Source organism: Delftia sp. Lp-1 (assembly GCF_020523835.1).
GTDB classification, from domain to species: Bacteria; Pseudomonadota; Gammaproteobacteria; order Burkholderiales; family Burkholderiaceae_C; genus Comamonas; species Comamonas acidovorans.
Genome location: NZ_JAJALJ010000002.1, coordinates 739,021 through 759,090 on the forward strand (window position 1 = coordinate 739,021; position 20,070 = coordinate 759,090).

Annotated in this window: 20 protein-coding genes; 12 read left to right on the forward strand and 8 right to left on the reverse strand. The window is 68.1% G+C overall.

Going from position 1 to position 20,070, the window contains the following annotated elements:
• Positions 1–21: 21 nt before the first annotated feature.
• Complete coding sequence (locus tag LGR64_RS20110; protein ID WP_012204248.1) at positions 22–1,290, forward strand: YeaH/YhbH family protein; 1,269 nt, start codon at positions 22–24, stop codon at positions 1,288–1,290.
• Positions 1,287–2,915, forward strand: a complete 1,629-nt coding sequence (locus LGR64_RS20115) for a SpoVR family protein (protein ID WP_012204249.1) — start codon at positions 1,287–1,289, stop codon at positions 2,913–2,915. Before LGR64_RS20110 ends, LGR64_RS20115 begins: the two co-directional genes overlap by 4 nt.
• A 12-nt stretch (positions 2,916–2,927) precedes the next feature.
• On the opposite strand, the gene LGR64_RS20120 is transcribed toward LGR64_RS20115, so the two are convergent.
• Positions 2,928–3,236: a hypothetical protein gene (locus LGR64_RS20120; RefSeq protein WP_141829370.1), complete on the reverse strand. Its 309-nt coding sequence runs from the start codon at positions 3,234–3,236 to the stop codon at positions 2,928–2,930.
• 62 nt (positions 3,237–3,298) lie between these two features.
• Positions 3,299–4,639: an ammonium transporter gene (locus LGR64_RS20125; protein WP_141829368.1), complete on the reverse strand. Its 1,341-nt coding sequence runs from the start codon at positions 4,637–4,639 to the stop codon at positions 3,299–3,301.
• Positions 4,640–4,868: 229 nt separating this feature from the next.
• Here LGR64_RS20125 and blaOXA point away from each other — a divergent pair, with 229 nt between their 5' ends.
• On the forward strand, positions 4,869–5,669 hold the full coding sequence (gene blaOXA / locus LGR64_RS20130) for a class D beta-lactamase (protein WP_260443774.1): 801 nt from the start codon (positions 4,869–4,871) through the stop codon (positions 5,667–5,669).
• Between the two features lie 18 nt (positions 5,670–5,687).
• Here blaOXA and LGR64_RS20135 read toward each other — a convergent pair whose 3' ends face one another.
• Complete coding sequence (locus tag LGR64_RS20135) at positions 5,688–6,428, reverse strand: SOS response-associated peptidase (protein WP_096915658.1); 741 nt, start codon at positions 6,426–6,428, stop codon at positions 5,688–5,690.
• Positions 6,429–6,620: 192 nt separating this feature from the next.
• Here LGR64_RS20135 and LGR64_RS20140 point away from each other — a divergent pair, with 192 nt between their 5' ends.
• Positions 6,621–6,968 carry a hypothetical protein gene (locus LGR64_RS20140; RefSeq protein WP_230356749.1) on the forward strand — a complete coding sequence of 116 codons (348 nt, stop codon included), beginning with the start codon at positions 6,621–6,623 and terminating at the stop codon, positions 6,966–6,968.
• A 39-nt stretch (positions 6,969–7,007) separates the two neighbouring features.
• On the opposite strand, the gene LGR64_RS20145 is transcribed toward LGR64_RS20140, so the two are convergent.
• Positions 7,008–7,811 carry a PhzF family phenazine biosynthesis protein gene (locus tag LGR64_RS20145; protein ID WP_141829364.1) on the reverse strand — a complete coding sequence of 268 codons (804 nt, stop codon included), beginning with the start codon at positions 7,809–7,811 and terminating at the stop codon, positions 7,008–7,010.
• 218 nt (positions 7,812–8,029) lie between these two features.
• On the opposite strand from LGR64_RS20145, the gene LGR64_RS20150 reads away from it, so the two are divergent.
• From LGR64_RS20150 to LGR64_RS20180, 7 genes are all read left to right on the forward strand, one after another.
• Positions 8,030–8,629: a TetR/AcrR family transcriptional regulator gene (locus LGR64_RS20150; RefSeq protein WP_012204257.1), complete on the forward strand. Its 600-nt coding sequence runs from the start codon at positions 8,030–8,032 to the stop codon at positions 8,627–8,629.
• A gap of 78 nt (positions 8,630–8,707) precedes the next feature.
• Positions 8,708–9,898, forward strand: a complete 1,191-nt coding sequence (locus LGR64_RS20155; protein ID WP_088166822.1) for an NAD(P)/FAD-dependent oxidoreductase — start codon at positions 8,708–8,710, stop codon at positions 9,896–9,898.
• Positions 9,899–9,949: 51 nt separating this feature from the next.
• Positions 9,950–10,378 carry a DUF1641 domain-containing protein gene (locus LGR64_RS20160; RefSeq protein ID WP_141829362.1) on the forward strand — a complete coding sequence of 143 codons (429 nt, stop codon included), beginning with the start codon at positions 9,950–9,952 and terminating at the stop codon, positions 10,376–10,378.
• A 184-nt stretch (positions 10,379–10,562) separates the two neighbouring features.
• Complete coding sequence (locus LGR64_RS20165; RefSeq protein WP_013803501.1) at positions 10,563–11,474, forward strand: O-acetylserine/cysteine exporter; 912 nt, start codon at positions 10,563–10,565, stop codon at positions 11,472–11,474.
• Positions 11,475–11,718: 244 nt separating this feature from the next.
• Positions 11,719–12,045 carry a DUF3649 domain-containing protein gene (locus LGR64_RS20170; protein WP_141829360.1) on the forward strand — a complete coding sequence of 109 codons (327 nt, stop codon included), beginning with the start codon at positions 11,719–11,721 and terminating at the stop codon, positions 12,043–12,045.
• Positions 12,042–13,685 carry a PepSY-associated TM helix domain-containing protein gene (locus LGR64_RS20175; RefSeq protein WP_141829358.1) on the forward strand — a complete coding sequence of 548 codons (1,644 nt, stop codon included), beginning with the start codon at positions 12,042–12,044 and terminating at the stop codon, positions 13,683–13,685. The genes LGR64_RS20170 and LGR64_RS20175 overlap by 4 nt, the downstream gene beginning before the upstream one ends.
• A complete protein-coding gene (locus tag LGR64_RS20180) occupies positions 13,682–14,014 on the forward strand; it encodes a DUF3325 domain-containing protein (protein ID WP_141829356.1) in 333 nt (110 codons plus the stop codon). Before LGR64_RS20175 ends, LGR64_RS20180 begins: the two co-directional genes overlap by 4 nt.
• Position 14,015: 1 nt before the next feature.
• On the opposite strand, the gene hpaI is transcribed toward LGR64_RS20180, so the two are convergent.
• Genes hpaI through LGR64_RS20200 form a run of 4 tightly spaced genes read right to left on the reverse strand, consistent with a single transcriptional unit; the run spans position 14,016 to position 18,948 of the window.
• The gene (hpaI, locus tag LGR64_RS20185; protein ID WP_141829353.1) at positions 14,016–14,822 is read right to left on the reverse strand and encodes a 4-hydroxy-2-oxoheptanedioate aldolase; all 807 of its coding nucleotides are present in this window, start codon (positions 14,820–14,822) and stop codon (positions 14,016–14,018) included.
• Positions 14,823–14,852: 30 nt separating this feature from the next.
• On the reverse strand, positions 14,853–16,346 hold the full coding sequence (locus LGR64_RS20190) for an NAD-dependent succinate-semialdehyde dehydrogenase (RefSeq protein ID WP_141829351.1): 1,494 nt from the start codon (positions 16,344–16,346) through the stop codon (positions 14,853–14,855).
• Between the two features lie 34 nt (positions 16,347–16,380).
• On the reverse strand, positions 16,381–17,910 hold the full coding sequence (locus LGR64_RS20195) for a UxaA family hydrolase (protein WP_141829349.1): 1,530 nt from the start codon (positions 17,908–17,910) through the stop codon (positions 16,381–16,383).
• A gap of 42 nt (positions 17,911–17,952) precedes the next feature.
• A complete protein-coding gene (locus LGR64_RS20200) occupies positions 17,953–18,948 on the reverse strand; it encodes a Bug family tripartite tricarboxylate transporter substrate binding protein (protein ID WP_034391410.1) in 996 nt (331 codons plus the stop codon).
• A 136-nt stretch (positions 18,949–19,084) separates the two neighbouring features.
• Between LGR64_RS20200 and LGR64_RS20205 the strand changes: the two genes are divergently transcribed.
• Entirely contained in the window at positions 19,085–20,023 is a 939-nt protein-coding gene (locus tag LGR64_RS20205) for a LysR substrate-binding domain-containing protein (protein WP_141829347.1), read from the forward strand.
• Positions 20,024–20,070 lie beyond the last annotated feature (47 nt).

Here is a 20,070-nt window from a genome sequence, read left to right on the forward strand (position 1 = left end):
CGCCCGGGCTGGGGGGAACAGATGGCATTGCAAATCATCGATCGCAGGCTGGCCGGCAAGAACAAGTCGGTGGGCAACCGCGAGCGCTTCGTGCGCCGCTACAAGGCGCAGATCGCCGAGGCGGTGCGCCGCGCGGTGGACAAGCGCGGCATCCGCCACATGGAGGAGTCCGAGAGCGTCTCCATCCCGCGCAAGGACATCCGCGAGCCCGTGTTCCACCACGGGCAGGGCGGCGTCCATGACACGGTGCACCCGGGCAACACCGAGCATGTGCGCGGCGACCGCATTGCCCGGCCGCAGGGCGGCGCAGGCGGCGGCGGCTCCCAGGCCAGCGACAGCGGCGAGGGCGAGGACGACTTCACCTTCACCCTGACCAAGGAAGAGTTCATGGAACTGTTCTTTGAAGACCTGGCCCTGCCGCGCCTGCTGCGCACCCACATCGGCAACACCATGCAGTACAAGACGCGCCGCGCCGGCTACAGCCACGACGGCACGCCGCACAACCTGGCCCTGCTGCGCACCATGCGCGGCGCCCTGGGTCGGCGCATTGCGCTGACCAAGGCGCCGCACCGCGAACTCAAGGCACTGGAAGAGCAGCTGCAAGCGCTGCTGGCGCAGGACGATGGCACCAGCGAGGCGGCGGCCGAGCTGCAGCAGCGCATTGATGCGCTGAAGCTGCGCATGGGCACGGTGGCCTTTCTGGACCCCATCGACCTGCGGTTTCGCAACCGCACCCGCGTGCCTGCGCCCATCAGCCAGGCCGTGATGTTCTGCGTGATGGATGTGTCCGGCTCCATGGACCAGGATCGCAAGGACCTGGCCAAGCGCTTCTTCATCCTGCTGTACCTGTTCCTGACACGGCACTACGAGAAGATCGACATCGTCTTCATCCGCCACCACACGCAGGCGGCCGAGGTCAGCGAGGACGAGTTCTTCCACTCCCAGGAAAGCGGCGGCACGGTGGTCAGCAGTGCGCTGGTGCTGCTGGACCAGATCATCCGCGCGCGCTATCCGTCCGGGGACTGGAACATCTACGTGGCCCAGGCCAGCGATGGCGACAATTTCGGCGACGACGGCTCCAACTGCCGCAACCTCCTGGTCGAGAAAATCCTGCCGCTGGTGCGCTACTTCGCCTATGTGCAGGTGGTGCAGGAAGAGCAGAGCCTGTGGCAGGAGTACAGCCAGGTGCTGCCGCTGTTCTCGCACTTCGCCATGCGCAAGGTGTCGGACGCCAGCGAGATCTATCCCGTGTTCCGCGACCTGTTCAAGAAAGAGGGGGTATCGGTATGAACCTCTCTCACTATCCCGTGCTGGCGCCCCGCCATGCCACGCCGCAGTGGAAATCCCATCTGGCCAGCGACCGGGCCCAGCGCATCGTGCCCTCCGCGCCGCTGCCGGCGGGGGCGCGGCCAGCCGAGCCTCTGCCCGATCCCAGCGACTGGACCTTCGAGCTCATCGAACGCTATCACGCAGCGATTGCGGCCACGGCAGAGCGCTACGGCCTGGACACCTATCCCAACCAGCTGGAAGTGATCTCGGCCGAGCAGATGATGGACGCCTACGCCAGCGTGGGCATGCCCGTGGGCTACCGCCACTGGAGCTATGGCAAGGAATACATGGCGACGGAGAGGCGCTACCGGCGCGGCCACATGGGCCTGGCCTACGAGATCGTCATCAACTCCAACCCCTGCATCAGCTATCTGATGGAGGAGAACACCACCGCCATGCAGGCCCTGGTGATCGCACATGCGGCGTACGGCCACAACAGCTTCTTCAAGAACAACTACCTGTTCGGCATGTGGACGGATGCGGGCAGCATCATCGACTACCTGGTCTATGCGCGCGACTTCATCTCCCAGTGCGAGGAGCGCCACGGCCTGACGACGGTGGAGCAATGGCTGGACTCCTGCCACGCCCTGTCCAACCTGGGCGTGGACCGTTACCGCCGCCCCTCCAAGAAAAGCCTGGCGCGCGAGCGGGCCGAGCGCGAGCAGCGCGAGGCCTATGCCCAGCAGCAGGTCAACGAGCTGTGGCGCACCCTGCCGGCCCGCCCGGGCAAGGACAGCGCGGCGCAGCACAGCGAGCGCTTTCCCAAGGAGCCCGAGGAAAACCTGCTGTACTTCATCGAGAAGAACGCCCCGCTGCTGGAGCCCTGGCAGCGCGAGATCGTGCGCATCGTGCGCAAGATCGCCCAGTACTTCTACCCGCAGCGCCAGACCCAGGTGATGAACGAGGGCTGGGCCACGTTCTGGCACTACACCCTGCTCAACACCCTGTACGACGAAGGCTGGCTGACCGACGGCGTGATGATCGAATGGCTGTCCTCCCACACCAACGTGATCTACCAGCCCCCGGCCGGACACCGCGCCTACAGCGGCATCAATCCCTATGCGCTGGGCTTTGCCATGTACCGCGACATCCGCCGCATCTGCCAGGACCCGACCGAGGAAGACCGCCGCTGGTTCCCCGACCTGGCCGGCACGCCCTGGCTGCCGGCGCTGCACCACGCCATGCAGAACTTCAAGGACGAGAGCTTTGTCGGCCAGTACCTGAGCCCGCAGCTGATGCGCGACATGCGCCTGTTCTCCATCCATGACGATGCCAGCGAACGCGAGCTGCTGGTCAGCGCCATCCACGACGACGACGGCTACCGCACCCTGCGCCAGACGCTGTCGCAGCAATACGACCTGGGCGCGCGCGAGCCCAATATCCAGGTCTGGAACGTGAACCTGCGCGGCGACCGCTGCCTGACCCTGCGCCACACGCGCTACCAGGGCCGGCCCCTGTCCGACGATGCGCTGGAAGTGCTCAAGCATGCAGCGCGCCTGTGGGGCTTTGGCGTGCAGCTGGAAAGCGTCAACGGCGATGGCGACGCGCCCGTGCTGCTGCACTCCGTGCCCGCGCCACCGGCCTGATCAAGCAAGACGCTAGCGCAGCGTGCCCACGTACTTGCGGTTTTCCGCGCGCTGGCGCATCAGCTCGCCGGCGCGCTGCATGAGCGGTGAGCGCTCGGCGGGCCCGGCCAGCGCGGCATTCCAGGCCGCTTCGAAGCGATGGGTCCAGTCCACCAGTTCGGGCGTGCTGCGCGCCCCTTCCTGCTCCCGGGAAAAGCGGATGATTTCGGCGGCGTACTCGGCATTGGCCGCCAGCCATTCGGTATCGGTCACGCGGCCGCAGCTTCTGCGCAGCAGCACATGCAGGTGCGCGGCAATGGCCAGGAGTTCGCTTTCGGGCATGTAGTGGGCACTCCTTCGGTTTGACGATCATCGGGCGCCGGGCCGCTTTGCGGCCCGGCCGTTCATCCACTCAGGCGTTCGCGGTGCAGCGCCAGGTCCAGGCCCTGCAGCTCGCTTTCCTCGTCCACGCGCAGGCCGATCAGCATGTCCAGCAGCCACAGCAGCACGGCCGTGGCCACCAGCGTGAACAAGGCCACGGCCAGCACGCTCACGGCCTGGGTGAGCACGCTGCCCTGCACGCCGCCGATCTGCGGGCTGGCAAACACGCCGGTGAGCAGCGAGCCCACGATGCCGCCCACGCCATGCACGCCAAACACATCCAGCGAATCGTCCGCACCCAGCAGCCGCTTGAGGCCCGTGGCGCCCCAGTAGCAGGCGACACCGGCGATCAGGCCGATGCACAGCGCCGACAGCGGCGTCACGAAACCGGCTGCCGGCGTGATCGCCACCAGGCCGCCGACCAGCCCCGAGCACAGGCCCAGCAGCGTGGCCTTGCCGCGCACCACATACTCGGCCAGCGACCAGGCCAGGGCGCCCGCGCTCGCGGCAATGTGGGTGACGGCCAGCGCCAGTGCCGCCCGGCTGTCCCCGGCCAGCGATGAGCCGGCGTTGAAGCCGAACCAGCCCATCCACAGCAGGGCCGCGCCCATCATGGTCAAGGCCAGGTTGTAGGGCTCGAAGGGCTCGTGCCCGTAGCCGCGGCGCGGCCGCAGGAACCAGGCGCAGACCAGGCCGGCCACGCCCGCGTTCACATGCACCACGGTGCCTCCGGCAAAGTCCAGCGCGCCCATGCGCGCCAGCCAGCCGCCGGGCTCCCACACCCAGTGCGCCACCGGCGCATACACCAGCAGGCTCCACAGGCCCACAAAGATCAGCATGGCACCGAAGCGCATGCGCTCCACCCAGGCGCCCACCAGCAAGGCGGCGGTGATCACGGCAAAGGCCAGCTGGAACATGGCATAGGCTGCTTCAGGCACATGCGGCGCCAGGTGGCTCACGGCCACCAGGCCCTTGGCGGCGTTGAAATCCAGCCCCGCGAACCAGGCGCGCGAATCACCGCCTATCCACGCATTGCCGGGCGTGAAGGCCAGCGAGTAGCCGAGTGCAAACCACAGAATGCTCACCAGGCAGGCAATCGCCACCACGCTGGCCATGGTGTTGAGCACGTTCTTGCGGCGGACCATTCCCGCATAGAACAGCGCAATGCCGGGCAGCGTCATCAGCAGCACCAGCACCGTGGCCGTCATCAGCCAGACCGTGTCCACGGCGCTGATGGATTCCACCGCCACCAGCGACGGCCGCGTGATCGCCTGCTCGGCCGCCTGCGCCGCCTGCGCCGCACCCAGGACCGCGACCCATCCTCCCGCCACCAATGTTCTCAATGCCCGTGCGCACCTGTGCATGCAATGACTCCCTTGTTTGTTGTGGTCATGGGGCCGTCTGCCGTTGCCGCCATGGCTGCATTGGCCGGCCTGCAGCGGCCTTGCACAAGTCGTGCCAGCGCGCACGGGCCCCTTGGGGCCCGCGCGATGCAGCCGGAACACCAAAACGGGAAAACCGCGAGTCAAAACAGGGCAGCCGGGCAGGCGGTGCACCATCGCCGTGCGGTGGTGCAGCTCTTAAACTGCCTGCATGAATCGAAGAAATCTGATGTGCGCCGCGTTGCTCGCCTGTCTGTCACAGGCGGCGCTGGCGGCTGCCGAACTGCAGGACAAGCCCGAATGGGACCGCTTCTTTGCCGATGCCAAGGTCGATGGCAGCATCGTCGTGGTCGATGCCAGAGGCCAGGCCGAAGCCATCTACGTCCACAACCGTGACCGCGCGGCGCGGCGCTACTCGCCCGCTTCCACCTTCAAGATCCCGCACAGCCTGTTCGCGCTGGACGCCGGGCTGCTGCGGGATGAATTCCAGCGCATTCCCTGGGATGGCGTGAAGCGCCAGTTGCCGGCCTGGAATGCCGATCAGGACCTGCGCTCGGCCATGCGCAACTCCACCGTCTGGGTGTACGAAGGCTTTGCCAGGGAGCTTGGCAGCGCGCGTGAGGCTGCCTACATGCGCAAGATCGACTACGGCAATGCGCTGGCCACGGGCGAGGCGCCTTTCTGGGTGGAAGGCGACCTGGCCATCTCGGCGCTGGAGCAGGTGGCCTTCCTGCAGCGGCTGTACCGCAATCGGCTGCCATTGCCGGTGGAACACCAGCGGCTGGTGAAGGACGTGATGATCAACGAGGCCGGCCCGGACTGGATACTGCGCGCCAAAACCGGCTGGACGGGCCGTATCGGCTGGTGGGTGGGCTGGGTGGAATGGCCGGCCGGCCCCGTGTTCTTCGCCATGAACATGGACACGCCCCACCGGCTGGCCGACCTGCCCAAGCGCCAGGGCATCACGCGCGACATCCTGCGCTCCATCAACGCGTTGCCCAAGGCGCCGTAGCGCGCGGGACAAGGGCCATCAGCCCATCAGGCCTGGAGGCCGCTTGTCGGCCTTTCGCTCCACCGGATTGGCGGTGAGCCAGTTGGAGGGGTACTGGCGCATGAACTCGCGGGCCTTTTCCACGCGCGCGTTGAGCCAGGCGTCGTAGGCGCCTTCGTTGAGAATCGCCGGCATGCGCTTTTCCGCGCCGGGCTGCTGGTAGCGGTGCAGCAGCGCATGGCTGTTGGCGTTGACCGTGAGCAGGGCGTAGCTCAGCAGCACCTCGCCGTCCGGGCCCGTCCACTGCGCCCACACGCCGGCCACGCCCATGGGCTTGCCGTCGATGCGCGAGATGCGCGTGGGCAGGGCCTTGCCGTTGCGAAAGTCATCCTCGAAAAAGGCGGCCATGGGCACGATGCAGCGCTGGCCATTGAGCCAGGCATCGCGGAAGGCCTGGGCCGTGGACACCGTTTCGGAGCGCGCATTCACCAGCTTGAGCGCGCGCAGCCGGCCGTCGGAGGCCGACTTCACCCAGTGCGGCACAAGGCCCCATTGGGCGGCAACCAGCTCGCGTGCGGGAGTAGTGGGTGCTGCCGGCGGTGTGTCGGGAGCTGCAGGTTCTGCCTGTTCAGCGGCTGCCTCTGCAGCCACGGCGACGCTGCGGATGAAAAAGCCGGACTTGCGCGGCGTCATGTTGCGCTCGCTGGCCGCGGGCGCTTCCACGTCGAAGGCGTCGCGGTAGGCGTCGGCTTGCGACAGGGATTCGTAGTGGGTACTCATGCGCGGATGGTACCTGCGTGTCTCGGGGGTATCGGCAAGGCGAGAGACTATTCCCTGCGCATTGCGAGCCCGGCGCCGCTGCCGGGTCGATACACTGCCGCGGATTCCATGGCCTCTGGAAAGGAAGCGTGAATGCGGATATGGGTTCTGGGCCTTGCAGGCCTGTTGAGCGGCTGCGCAATCTCTGCAGGCATGTGCGATGCCCTGGGCCCGGGCACAACCGCGTCGCTGGTCCTGCCCCGAGGCGCCTCGGTCGAACAGGCCTTTGCCTGCCTTGACGAAGCCGTGGCCGGCAACGAGGGCGCCTACCACCTTGGCCACGGCCATGCCATCCGCGACACCCGGGCGGGCGTGCTGGAGACGGCCGACTACGGCGCGCCCAACGTGGCGGGCTTTCGGCTGAGGGCCGAGGTTTCCAGGAGCAAGCCTGCCACTCTGGATCTGTCACTGCGCGGGGCTGGCGCCTATTGCGCCGACCTGGGCGTGGACAGGGAAATGGCCCGCCTGATCGATGGCGCCGGTCGCTGCCTGCGGCGCTGATGCGCCTTCCGCGTCGGCTCCATCGGGACGAGCCCGCAGTCAGACGGTGATCGTCCCGGTCAGGTAACGCGCGCAGTGGCCAGCCACCTCGACGCTGGCATCCGTCACTTCGCAAAACAGCGTGCCCGTGCGGCGCGAGGCCTGGTGGCCGATCAGACGGTTCTTGCCCAGCCTGCCCGCCCAGTAAGGCGCAAGCGCCGCATGGATGGAGCCGGTGACGGGATCTTCCTCGCCGCCATTGGCGGGCCAGAAGTAGCGGCTGACGAAGTCATACGAGGCGCCCGCATCCGCAGGCGCCGTCACCACCACGTCCAGCGGGCCCAGCGATTTCAGGCGTTCCAGATCCGGCTTGACGGCCAGCACATCGGCCTCGGCGGCGTAGACCGCCACGTAGGCCTGCTGGTTCACAAGATAGGCCGTGGGTGCAGGCGTCAGGCCTTCGCGCAGCGCGGCCGGCACCTCATCCAGCGGCTTGGCATCGCGGCGCGGGAAGGTCATGACGATGCGTCCGCCATCCTCCTGCGTGGCGGTGACCTTGCCCACGGCAGCGGCCCAGAACGTGATGCTGCGCAGCGCCGGGTCGGCCTCGAACAGCACGAAGGCGCTTGCCAGCGTGGCATGGCCGCAGAACGCGATCTCCGTGAGCGGGGAGAACCAGCGGATCTCGAAGGCGTCGCGCTCGGCACTCCAGACCAGGAACGAGGTTTCCGAGAGATTGTTCTCTGCGGCAATGGCCTGCAGCGTGGAATCGGCAAGCCATGCATCCAGGGGAATGACGGCGGCCTGATTGCCCTTGAATCGTTCCGATGTGAATGCGTCGATGACGTGGATGGGGAGTTGCATTTGCAAAAAGCCTTTGGGTCGGATTCGTGTGCAGCCCGTCATTGTTGTCTCGGTCTCCAATGGCTGCGCGCGGATTCTACGGTCCCGCAGGGCAATGGCCGGGAATGGGCCAGGCATTGCGGCTGATGCACTGGGTACCGTCTTTTCTGGAAAACCCTGGTGTAGTTTGCAAGTGCTTGTGAAAAATAGAATGAAGATTCGTTCTACTATCGGTTCCCATGCAAGACGAGGCCTGGACCTTCTTTCCGCATGCGGGTTCGCGCCATGTGCAGACGTTGCGCGTGGCGCTCAGGCTGTTTGTGGAGCGGGGCTTCTTCAATACCTCGATACAGGACCTGTGCGCCGAGGCCGGCGTGTCCATCGGTTTCTTCTACAACCACTTTGCCGACAAGGAAGGCATTGCGCGCGAGCTGTACCGGCATTTGCTGGCGCGCATGAATGTGCTGCTCGACGATATCGAGGAGCGGCACGCGGGCAGCGCCCAGCGCTGCCGCGAGGTGCTGCGCATGCTGTTCGGGCTGGCCGAGGCCGAGCCCGAGGCCATGGGCTTCGTGGTCAATGCGCGCCACCGCGAGTTTCTGCCCGACGAGCAGGCCATCTGCTCGGCCTCGGCCTTCGTGCGCATGCGCGGCTTCGTGTTCGCCGGCATGACCGATGGCGAGATCCGCCAGATGGAGCCCATGGTGGCGGCCAGCCTGATGTACGGCAGCGCGATCCGCATGATCTGCCTGCGGCTGGACGGCATCATCGACACGCCCATAGAGCCCCTGTTCGACGCGCTCTGGGACGGGGTGTGGCGATCGCTCAAGCCTGACTGAGCGGCGCATTTTCCGGCGCTGGCGCCGTGCGGCGCCAGCGGTTGTTCCACTGAGGCGAAAGCACAAGGAGTAGCAGGGATGGCGCATCACATCTTGATCATCGGAGGGGGCATTGGCGGCACCATGACCGCCAACCACCTGGTCAGCAAGCTGTATCCGGAGGTGGTCACGGGCAAGGTGCGCATCACCATGCTGTCGAACTCGCCCTGGCATTACTACAAGCCGGCCTTCATGTACGTGGCCTTCAATGCCTTCTTCCGCGACGAACTGCGGCGCAGGCAGCGCGGCCTGCTGCGGCCCGAGATCGACTTCCAGGTGGAAGAGGTCGAGCGCTTCGACTTCGCGCTGCAGGCCGTGCACTGCAAGAGCGGCAAGCGCTTCGGCTACGACCATCTGGTGATCTCCACGGGCTGCGTGCCCTCGCCCGAGCGCATCGAAGGCCTGGCCGAGGCCGGCGACCACTTCTACCAGCACGCGCCCGCGCGGCAGCTGGCCGACAAGCTGGCGCGCATAGAAAGGGGCCGCATCTTCGTCACCGTCACCTTTCCCAAGACGCCCAATGTGCCGCACCAGTGCGGCATCGCGCCCATAGAGACCACGCTGATGCTGGACGACCTGCTGCGCCGGCGCGGCGTGCGCGACAAGGTGGAGATCGTCTACACCTATCCCACGGTCTCGCAGCTGCTGCGCAACTGCCTGTTCCTGCAGAAGGACACCTGCGAGATCCTGCCCACGGTGTTCGAGCAGCGCGGCATTCGCCACCAGCGCGGATTCACGCTGGCGCGCGTGGACCCCGAGGCCAAGGTGGCCCACTCGGAAGAGGGCCAGGCCGAGGACTTCGACATCCTCATGGCCACGCCGCCCATACGCGCCGTGCAGGCCGTGCGCGACTGCGGCCTGTCGCAGGCGCAGGATGGCGAAGGCTGGCTGCCCACCGACCACGAGACCATGCAGGTGCTGGGCCAGAGCCATGTCTATGTGCTGGGCGATACGGTGGACCTGCCGGTGAGCAAGGCCGGCGGCGCCTGCCACAACCAGTCGCCCGTGGTGGTGAACAACATCGCCTCGCAGATCCGCTTCGGCCGCACCAGCGATGCCTACGACGGGCGCGTGGTGGCCATCGCCCAGATGGGCCTGGACGGCGGCATGCCGCTTTGGTACGACTACCAGGTCGACGTCAAGCCCACGCCGCCGACCAAGGTCGGCTCGATGATGCGCAAGGGCTTCAACCGCGGCATGTACTGGGCCGTGGCCCGCGCCCTGGTCTGAGGCCAGGGCCTTTGCATTGTCATTCCAAGCACGAAGACAAGGAGCACCGAGATGAACATCGCTTCCGACATTCCCGTGGCGCAGCCCGCCGCTGGCGGCCTGCTGCAGGACGACGCCGCGCTGCAGGGGCTGGCCGAACTGATGGGCAAGCTGGAGCCGCTACTGGCGGGCCGGCGCCTGAACCGCGTGGTCGATCTGCTGTCGGCCACGGCGGACCTGGTGGACATGGCAGACGACTACATGGTCGAGAAGGTCGCCAAGGCCTTCGAGGATGGCGTGGGCGGGGCCTGGGCCGCGGGCAATGCCGCACGCATGGCGGCGGCCCAGGTGCAGGCCATGGAGGAAACGCCCACCCTGATCGGCCTGATGCGCATGGCGCGCGAGCCCGATGTGCGGCGCGGGCTGGCCTTCATGCTGGCCATGGCCGGCGCGCTGGGGCGCCAGCATGCCCACGATCCCATCGACTACGCGACGGACTGAAACGCAGGGCCGAGCCATGGCCGCCCGGCAGCGCACGGGCTGCGGTGGTACAAACGCCGGGGGCGGATGTGATCCGCCCCTTTTCTTTTTGCCCATTGCCCGCCATGCCTTCTTCCTGTTCCTTGCCGGTGCTGCCGGCCGCTGTCCCTGACCATTGCAGGCCCCGCTGCACCGAGGGCAGGGCATGACCGCGCAGCACCTGAGCCGTGGCGACTGGGCGCGTGCGCTGCTGGTCATCCTGATCTGGGGCACCAACTTCGTGGCCATGAAGTTCGGCCTGCTGACGCTGTCGCCCATGCTGCTGAGCGCGCTGCGCTTTGTGGTGGCGTCGCTGCCCTTTTTGCTGTTCGTGCGTCCGCCCAAGTCGGTGGGCTGGCGCTATCTGGCCGCCTATGGTCTGGTGCAGGGCGTGGGCCAGTTCGGCATGCTGTTCCTGGGCCTGAAGCTGGGCATGCCGGCCGGCATGGCCTCGGTGGTGCTGCAGACGCAGGCCTTCGTCACGCTGCTGCTGGCCGCCTTCCTGCTGGGCGAGCCCGCGCGCCTGTGGCATTGGCTGGGCCTGGTGGTATCGCTGGGCGGCCTGGTTGCCATTGGCAGCGCCCATGGCGAAGGCGACAACGCCATGACGCTGGCCGGCTTTTTGCTGACCGTGGGCGCAGCCTGCATGTGGGCCGTGTCCAACATGATCACGCGCTATGCGGCGCGCAGCGGCCCCTACGAGCCCTTCCCCTTCATCGTCTGGAGCAGCATCTTTCCCATTGCGCCGCTGATGGCCCTGGCTGTCTGGACCGATGGCGCGGATACGGTCGTGCAGCAACTGGCGGGGATCGACCTGACCGCCGTGGCCTCCATCCTGTACCTGGCGCTGCTGGCTACGCTGCTGGGCTACGGCCTGTGGACGCGCCTGCTGCAGCGCTATGCGGCCGGCACGGTGGCGCCGCTGTCTCTGATGGTGCCCGTGGTGGGCCTGGTCTCGGCCATGCTGCTGCTGGGCGAGCGGCCTACCTTCATGCAGTGGATGGGCACGCTGGCCGTGCTGGCGGGCATGGTGATCAACCAGTTCGGCGGGCGCTGGCTGGCAGGGCGGGCGCGATAGGGGAACAGGCGCCAGGGAGATGGTCGGGGCCGGTGGCAGGAGGCCGGCTTTGCATTTCTTTAAATGACTCGGGTAATAAAAATCATTATCATTCCCGCTCTTTGAAAGGCGGCGTGCTTCAGGCGCGCGGCCAACCCCCGGCGCCGCACAGACCTTGAACTGTTGTGGCGCCTTTGTCCGTCCAGGCCTGCGCTGCGGCCGCGGCGTCCATGACGGGCAACGATCCGCAAGAAAGGTCATCCCCATGCAAGCCTCGACCCCGGGAGGGTCCTCTCCATCCTTGCTGCGCTACCGCGTGGCCGTGGCCTCGCGCGCCTTGGCGGCGATCGGCGGCGGCTATCTGCTGTCGGCCGCCTGCGCCGCCACGGGCGCGCGCGCCATGGTCTGGCTGGGCGTGGAACGGGCCGATGCGGCGCTGGGCTCGACCCTGCTGGCCTTCATCATCTACGCCGTGGCGGCCATGTGGGCCTTTGGCTGCGCCAGCGCCTGGCGCGCCTGGGCCGTGATCGGCCTGCCGGGCGCGGGCCTGGGGCTTCTGGCCTGGGTGCTGTCGAACGGAGCCGTCGCATGAGGGCAGACGGCAAACCCGAGGGACTGCGCCAGTCCATGTCCTGGCTGCACACCTGGAGCGGCCTGCTGCTGGGCTGGCTGCTCTACGCGGTGTTCTTCACGGGCACCCTGAGCTATTTCCGCGACGAGATCAACGACTGGATGCGGCCCGAGCTGCACGGCTCGGTGCAGGACGCCGACACCGCGCAGCGCGCACTGAACGCCATGCAGCGCATCGCGCCGGAGGCCACGACCTGGACGCTGGGCCTGCCCGGTCCGCGCCAGGTGGCGGTGGCCGCATCCTGGCGCGAGCCCGGCGCCGCCACGGGCCGCGCAGGCACCAAGCGCGCCGAGATCGACGCCGCCACGGGCGAGAAGCTGGAGCCGCGCGAGACACGCGCCGGCAACTTCTTCTACCGCTTCCACTTCGAGCTGCACGCCATGCCGCGCATCTGGGGCCGCTGGATCGTGGGCTTCGCCACCATGCTGATGTTCGTGGCCATCATCACGGGCGTGATCACGCACAAGAAGATCTTCACGGACTTCTTCACCTTCCGCCCGCGCAAGGGCCAGCGCTCCTGGCTGGATGCGCACAACGCCACGGCCGTGCTGGCATTGCCGTTTCACATCGTCATCACCTTCAGCGGCCTGGTGCTGCTGATGTTCATGCTCATGCCCTGGGGCATACAGGCGGCCTACAACGGCGACACCAATGCCTACTTCGCCGATGTGCGCGGCGCACGCGGGCAGGCGGCCAACCAGGGCCCGGGCGCGCGCGGTGGCAAACAAGAGCGCCAGGCGGCCGCGCTGGCCGATATCGCGCCCATGATGGCCGAGGGCGCGCGCCGCTGGCCCGAGCACGGCGTGGGCAGCATTACCGTCAACACGCCCGGCACCTCGCGCGCGGTGGTCGAACTGCGCGAAGGCGGCGGCATGAGCCTCATCAACCGCGGCCAGTCCGAGACGCTGCGCTTCGACGGCGTGACCGGCCAGTTGCAGGCCAGCCCCGAGGCGCCCGTCATCTCCTGGGTGCGCGCCACCGGCAACGTGATCACCGGCGTGCACCTGGGCCGCTTTGCCGAGCCGGCCATGCGCTGGCTGCTGCTGCTCAGCGGTGTGATCGGCACCTTCATGGCTGCGTCCGGCATGGTGCTGTGGGTGGTCAAGCGCATGCCCGAGCGCCGCAAGCTGGGCCGCACGCCCTTCGGTCACCGTCTGGTGGAGGTGCTCAACGTGGGCTCCATCGCGGGCCTGTCGGTGGCCGTGGCCGGCTTCTTCTGGCTCAACCGCCTGCTGCCCGTGCCCATGCAGGCACGCAGTGATTGGGAGATCAACGGCTTCTTCATCATCTGGCTGCTGTGCCTGCTGCATCCGCTGCGGGTCTCGCACCGCAATGCCTGGCTGCAGCAGATGGCGCTGGCCGCCGTGCTGTATGCGCTGCTGCCCCTGCTCAACCTGCTGACGGGCGGCGCATCGCTGGTGCAGACCCTGGCCAACGGGCAGTGGAGCATCGCCAGCTTCGAGCTGCTGATGCTGGGCCTGGCCGCCATCCATGGCGTGGTGGCCTGGTGGCTGCTGCGCGGCAAGCCGGCAGCGGCTGCAGTGCCACGCACGCAAGCCCGCGCCGCCAGCCATGCCACCACGCTGGAGCGCGCGTCATGATGATTCTTGCCGCCTTTTTTCTGGCCTTTGCAGGCTTTGCCGTCATCGCCGCTTCCATGGACCGACACCAGGACCAACTGGGCACCGAAGGCCTGGCACCCGCACGCCTGAAGGCCTGGCGGCTGGCCGGCTACGCGCTGCTGGCCCTATCGCTGGCGCCTTGCCTGCTGCGCTGGAATGCCTCGGTGGCCGTGGCCGCCTGGCTGGGCCTGCTGACCTTTGCGGCCCTGGCCCTGGGCCTGCTGCTGACCTATGCGCCGCAGTTCGCGCGGCGCGTGGCGGCCGCTGCAGCGGCGGCGGGGCTGCTGGCCTGGCTGGTGGCTGGCTGATTCAATAGGCGGCAGCTGCCTGCTGTGCAGGCGTGGCCACCGGCGAATCCCCGAACTGCCCCCGCAGCCTGCGCGCCGCATTCGCAAACAGCAGCACATCCACGCCCACGGCCACGAAGCTGCAGCCCAGGTCCAGGTAGCGGCGGGCCAGGGCGGGGTCCGAAGTCAGGGTGCCGGCCGCTTTGCCGCTGGCGATGATGGTCTTCATGGCGGCTTCGATGGCGGCCTGCACTTCGGGGTGGCCGGGGTTGCCGCGGTGGCCCATGGAGGCGGCCAGGTCGGCGGGGCCGATGAAGACGCCGTGCACGCCGTCCACCGCGCAGATGGCTTCAAGGTTGTGAAGCGCGGCCACGGTCTCGGCCTGTACCAGCAGGCAGACCTCGTCGTCGGCCACTTGCAGGTAGTCGGCGCGTGCGCTCCACTGCGATGCGCGGCCCACGGCGCTGCCCACGCCGCGCACGCCCAGCGGCGGGTAGCGCGTGGCGGCCACCACGGCGCGCGCCTGTTCGGCCGTGTCCACCATGGGCACGAGCAGGGTGGTGGCGCCTATGTCCAGCATCTGCTTGATCAGGGCCGTGCTGCCCTCGACCACGCGCACCACGGCCTGGGCCGGGTGCGGGGCCACGGCCTGCAGCGCGGCCAGGGTGCTGCGCACGTCGTTGGGCGCGTGCTCGCCGTCGATCAGCAGCCAGTCATAGCCGCAGGTGGCGGCGGCCTCGGCCAGGTAGGGGTCGGCCATGGACAGCCACAGGCCGATGCGGGGCTGGCCTGCGGCCAGGGCGGTCTTGAAGGGGTTATGGGCTGGCATGGTGTCCGGTGGTTTCGTTGAGGGAAAGATTCAGTCCAGCAGGCCCTGGCAGACGTACTTGGTGTGCAGGTAGTCGTCCAGGCCGTGGGTAGAGCCCTCGCGGCCGTAGCCCGACTCCTTGACGCCGCCGAAGGGCGCTGCCTCGGCGGCCAGCGCGCCTTCGTTGATGCCGACGATGCCGGTCTCCAATGCATCGGCCATGCGCCAGATGCGGCGCGCGTCGTTGCTGTAGAAGTAGGCGGCCAGGCCGAAGGGCGTGTCGTTGGCGGCGGCGATGACCTCGTCCTCGCTGTCGAAGACGGTGAGCGGCGCCACGGGGCCGAAGGTTTCCTCGCAGGCGCAGGCCATGGAGGCATCGGCGCCCGTGAGCACGGTGGGCGCGTAGTAGTTGGCACCCAGGGCATCCAGGCGCCTGCCGCCCGTGAGCACCCTGGCGCCGCGCGCCACGGCGTCCTGCACATGGCGCTCGATCTTTTCCACGGCGCGCGCGTTGATCATGGGGCCGATCTGCGAGGCCGGGTCGCTGGCCGGGCCCACGTGCAGCGCGGCCACGCGCGCGGCCAGCTTCTGTGCAAACACGTCGTGCACGCTGCGGTGCACGAAGACGCGGTTGGGGCAGACACAGGTCTGGCCGCCATTGCGGAACTTGGCGGCCATGAAGCCGTCGACGGCGGCATCGATGTCGGCGTCCTCGAAGACGATGAAGGGCGCATTGCCGCCCAGCTCCAGCGAGAGCTTCTTGAGCGTGTCGGCGCTGCGCCGCGCCAGGTGCTTGCCCACGGGCGTGGAGCCCGTGAAGGTGATCTTGCGCACGCGCGCATCGTCCAGCCAGACATCCACCACCTCGGGCGTCTTCTCGCGCGAGGCCGTGACGATGTTGAGTACGCCGGCCGGCACCCCCGCCTCCTGGGCCAGCAGCACCAGGGCCAGCGAGGTCAGCGGCGTGTCTTCCGCGGGCTTGCAGACCACGGTGCAGCCGGCGGCCAGCGCGGGCGCGATCTTGCGGGCGATCATGGCGGCCGGAAAATTCCAGGGCGTGATGGCGGCCACCACGCCCACGGGCTCGCGCAGCGCAAACATGCGCCGGCCCGGCGCGGGTGCGGGAATGATCTCGCCGTTCATGCGCGTGGCCTCTTCGGCAAACCATTCGATGTAGCTTGCCGCGTAGGCGACCTCGCCCTTGCCCTCGGCCAGGGGCTTGCCCTGCTCGCGGCTGATGAGGCGGCCCAGGTCGTCCTGGTGGGCCAGCACCAGGTCGTTCCAGCGCTTGATGATGGCGGCGCGCTGTTTGGCAGGCGTCCTGCGCCAGGCGGGGAAGGCGGCATGCGCGGCGTCCAGCGCGGCGCGGGCCTCGGCGGCGCCGGAGTCGGGCACCTCGGTGATCAGTGCGCCCGTGGCGGGGTCGGTCACTGCCAGGCGTGGGGTTGGGGCGGAGGGCGTGGCCGTCGCAGTCGCAGTCGTCCATTGGCCGGCGATGAAGTTGGCGCTGCGCAGCAGCTCGGGGCGGGTCAGGGTCAGTGGCATGGAATCGGTGGATGCAGGTGTTGTAAGGGGCGGCTCAGCTCACGATGCCCAGGTGCCAGGGCACGAACTCATGGTCGCCCAGGCCCAGGGCCTCGCTCTTGGTGGGCTCGCCGCTGGCGTGGCGCAGGATCTGCGCGAAGATGCGCTGCCCCATCTCGGGCACGCCGCATTCGCCGTCCACGATCAGGCCGCAGTTGATGTCCATGTCCTCTTCCAGACGGCGGTACATGGGCGTGTTGCTGGCCAGCTTGATGGTGGGCGCGGGCTTGCTGCCGAACATGGAGCCGCGCCCCGTGGTGAAGCAGATCAGGTGCGCACCGCTGGCAATCTGGCCCGTGGAGGCCACGGGGTCGTAGCCCGGCGAATCCATGAAGACGAAGCCCGGCTCGGTGATGGGCTCGGCGTATTCGTAGACGGCGCGCAGCGGCGTGGTGCCGCCCTTCATGGCCGAGCCCAGCGATTTCTCGAAGATGTTGGCCAGGCCCCCGGCCTGGTTGCCGTGGCCGACCACGCCGTTGAACTGCGCGTTCTGGCCGGCCGCGTAGCGCTCCCACCAGGCCAGGCGGTCCAGCAGCTTCTGCCCCACGGCAGGCGTGATGGCGCGGCGCGTGAGCATGAATTCCACGCCATGGATCTCGGGCGTTTCCGACAGGATGGCCGTGCCGCCGTGGCGCACCAGGATGTCCATGGCCGCGCCCAGGGCCGGGTTGGCCGTGATGCCCGAAAACCCGTCCGAGCCGCCGCACTCCAGCCCGATCTTCAGGTGGCTGGCGCTGACCGTGCTGCGCCGCGCGGCATCGGCTTCGGGCAGCATCTCTTCGATGGCGCGGATGCCGGCCTCTATGGTCACGCGCGTTCCGCCGACCTCCTGCATCACCAGGGTGCGCATGAGCCGGCCTTCGCTCAGGCCCTGCGACTGCACCAGGGCATCGACCTGGTTGCGCTCGCAGCCCAGGCCCACGATGAGCACGCCGGCCAGATTCGGGTGGCGCGCATAGCCGGCCAGCGTGCGGCGCAGCACGTCGAAATGCTCGCTGGGCGAAGACATGCCGCAGCCGCTGGTCTGGGCAAACGCCACCACGCCGTCCACGTTGGGGAATGCCGCCATGCGCTCGGCCGTGAAATGCGCGGCAATGCGCTTGATCACCGTGGCCGAGCAGTTCACCGACGACAGGATGCCGATGAAGTTGCGCGTGCCCACGCCGCCGCCCGCGCGCACAAAGCCCTGGAAGCTGGCGCGCTGCGCCTCGGGCACATAGTCCACGGGCCGCACATCGGCGCCGAAGGCCGGGTCGCGGTAGTAGTCCACGATGCGCAGGTTGTGGCTGTGCACATAGTCGCCGGCCTCCAGCTCGCGCATGGCCACGCCGATCACGGTGTCGTACTTCTTCACCTGCTCGCCCTCTGCGATGCGGCGCGCGGCGATCTTGTGGCCCGCAGGCACCTGGGCGCGGGCGCGCACGCCCAGTTCGGGAATCTCCTGGCCCAGCGACAGAGCGGTCTTGGCGACCAGCACGTTGTCGTTGGGATGCAGGTGCAGCAGGGGGCTATCGGTGCGGGACATGCGGGACATGCGGGGCTTTCATCGGTGTGGGTTCGCGGGCTGTCAGCCCTTCATCAATTCGCGCAGCTTGAGCTTGTCGATCAAGACGGTCTCTTTTTGATAGACCGTGTTCACGTACTTCTCGTAGTCGGGGCCGTCCAGGTAGAGCAGCGGCGCATCCAGCTTCTCGGCCACGGACTTGAACTCGGGGCTGGCCACGGCGGCGCGGAAGGCCTCGCGCAGCCTGGCCGCCACGGCCGGGTCCAGGCCACGCGGCGCGCCGATGCCGTTGGGCGCATCGACCACCACGTCGTAGCCGCATTCGCGCAGCGTGGGCACGTCCTTGAAGCGCGCCGTGCGCTGCTCGCCCCAGGTGGCCAGCAGGCGCAGCTTGCCGGCCTCCACATGGGGAGCCCAGGAGCTGGAGTCGGCCAGCGCATCCACATGGCCGCCCAGCACGCCCTGCAGTGCCTCGGCGCCGCCCTTGTAGGGCACATGGTTGAGCTGTATGCCGGCCACGCCCGCAAATTCCTCCATGCCCACATGCGTGGCACCGCCCACGCCTGCATGGGCATAGGTCACCTGGCCGGGCCTGGCCTTGGCGGCGGCCACGAAGTCCTTGAGCGTCTTGAACGGCGAATTGGCGGGCACGGCAATGCCGAAGGTCTGGCCCGAGGTACGCGCGATGTAGGTGTAGTCCTTGCGCGGATCGGCCTGCAGGCTGCCCAGTTGCGAAAAGCGCGTGACCGAGATGGGAATCTGGCCGATGGTGTAGCCGTCCGCCCTGGCCGAGGCCAGCGCCTTGGCGCCGATCATTCCCGATGCGCCCGCACGGTTCTCCACCGCGATCGGCTGGCCCAGAAGCTTGCCGGCCACTGTGCACAGCGCTCGCATGGACTGGTCGGCCGTGCCGCCCGCAGGCCAGGGGCAGATGAAGGTGATGGGGCGTTCGGGCCAGTTCTGGGCGAAAAGAGGTCCGGTGGCTGCCAGTGCGCTGGCGCCGAGCGTGGCGAGCACGAATTCGCGCCGGCTTGCATGGCGTGTGCGTGGGGTGTTCATCGCTTGTCTCCTGTATTGGCTTTTGCAGCCCTGTGATCCGGGCCTTGGGCTGACTGGCGCGATTGTTCAGCGCCTGATCATGACAATCCAATGAAAAGATAGACTGGCTTCATAACCTCAAAGCTATGAAGACTCCATGAGCAAGATAGACCGCGTGCTGCGCTCCAACCTCAAGCTGCGCCATCTGCAGCTGCTGGTGGCCCTGGACCAGTTCCGCCACCTGGGCCGCGCCGCCGAGTTCCTGGCCGTGACCCAGCCCGCCGTCTCCAAGACCCTGGCCGAGATCGAGCGCATGCTGGACATGACGCTGTTCGAGCGCTCCACGCGCGGCACCGAGCCCACGGCGGCCGGCGTCAGCATGGTGCGCTTTGCGCGCTCGGTGCTGGCGGGCTTCGAACGCACGCGCGATGAAATGGCGGCCGAGGCCAGCGGCACACGCGGGCGCACCAGCGTGGGCGCCATGGTGGTGGCCACGCCCGTGCTGCTGGCCCGGGCCGTCGAGCAGTTGAAGGCGCGATCGGCCCAGACCACGGTGCTGGTCGAGGAGGGCGATCTCACGCGGCTGCTGCCCAAGCTGCGCATGGGCGAGCTGGACCTGTTCGTGGGCCGGCTCGAACCCGGCTATGCCTCGCCCGACCTGGAGACCGAAGCCCTGTACGACGAGCCCATGGTCGCCGTCGTGCGCCCCGGCCATGCGCTGCTGGCGCAGCCTGCCAGCTGGCAGGCGCTGGCCGACATGCCCTGCGTCATGCCCCCGCCCTGGGCATCGCTGCGCGTGAAGCTGGAGCAGCAGTTCTTCGCCCACGGCCTGCATCCGCCGGCCGACCTGGTGGAGTCCGCCTCATTCCTATCGCAGATCAGCTTCCTGCACCAGCGCGGCGCCGTGGCCTTCATGGCGCGCGGCGTGGCGCAGCATTTCGCGCAGCAGGGGCTGGTCGCCGTGCTGGACCTGCCCGTGCCCATCGACCTGCCCCCCGTGGGCCTGATCACCCTGCGCGGCCAGCCGATGACGGCGACGACGCGGTTGCTGGTGGAGTGTTTGCGGGCGGTGGGGAACGGCCTGGCGTCGCGCTGAAATCGTCTTGGGAAGTGGAAGTGGAAGCGGAAGTGAGCCTGGGGCCG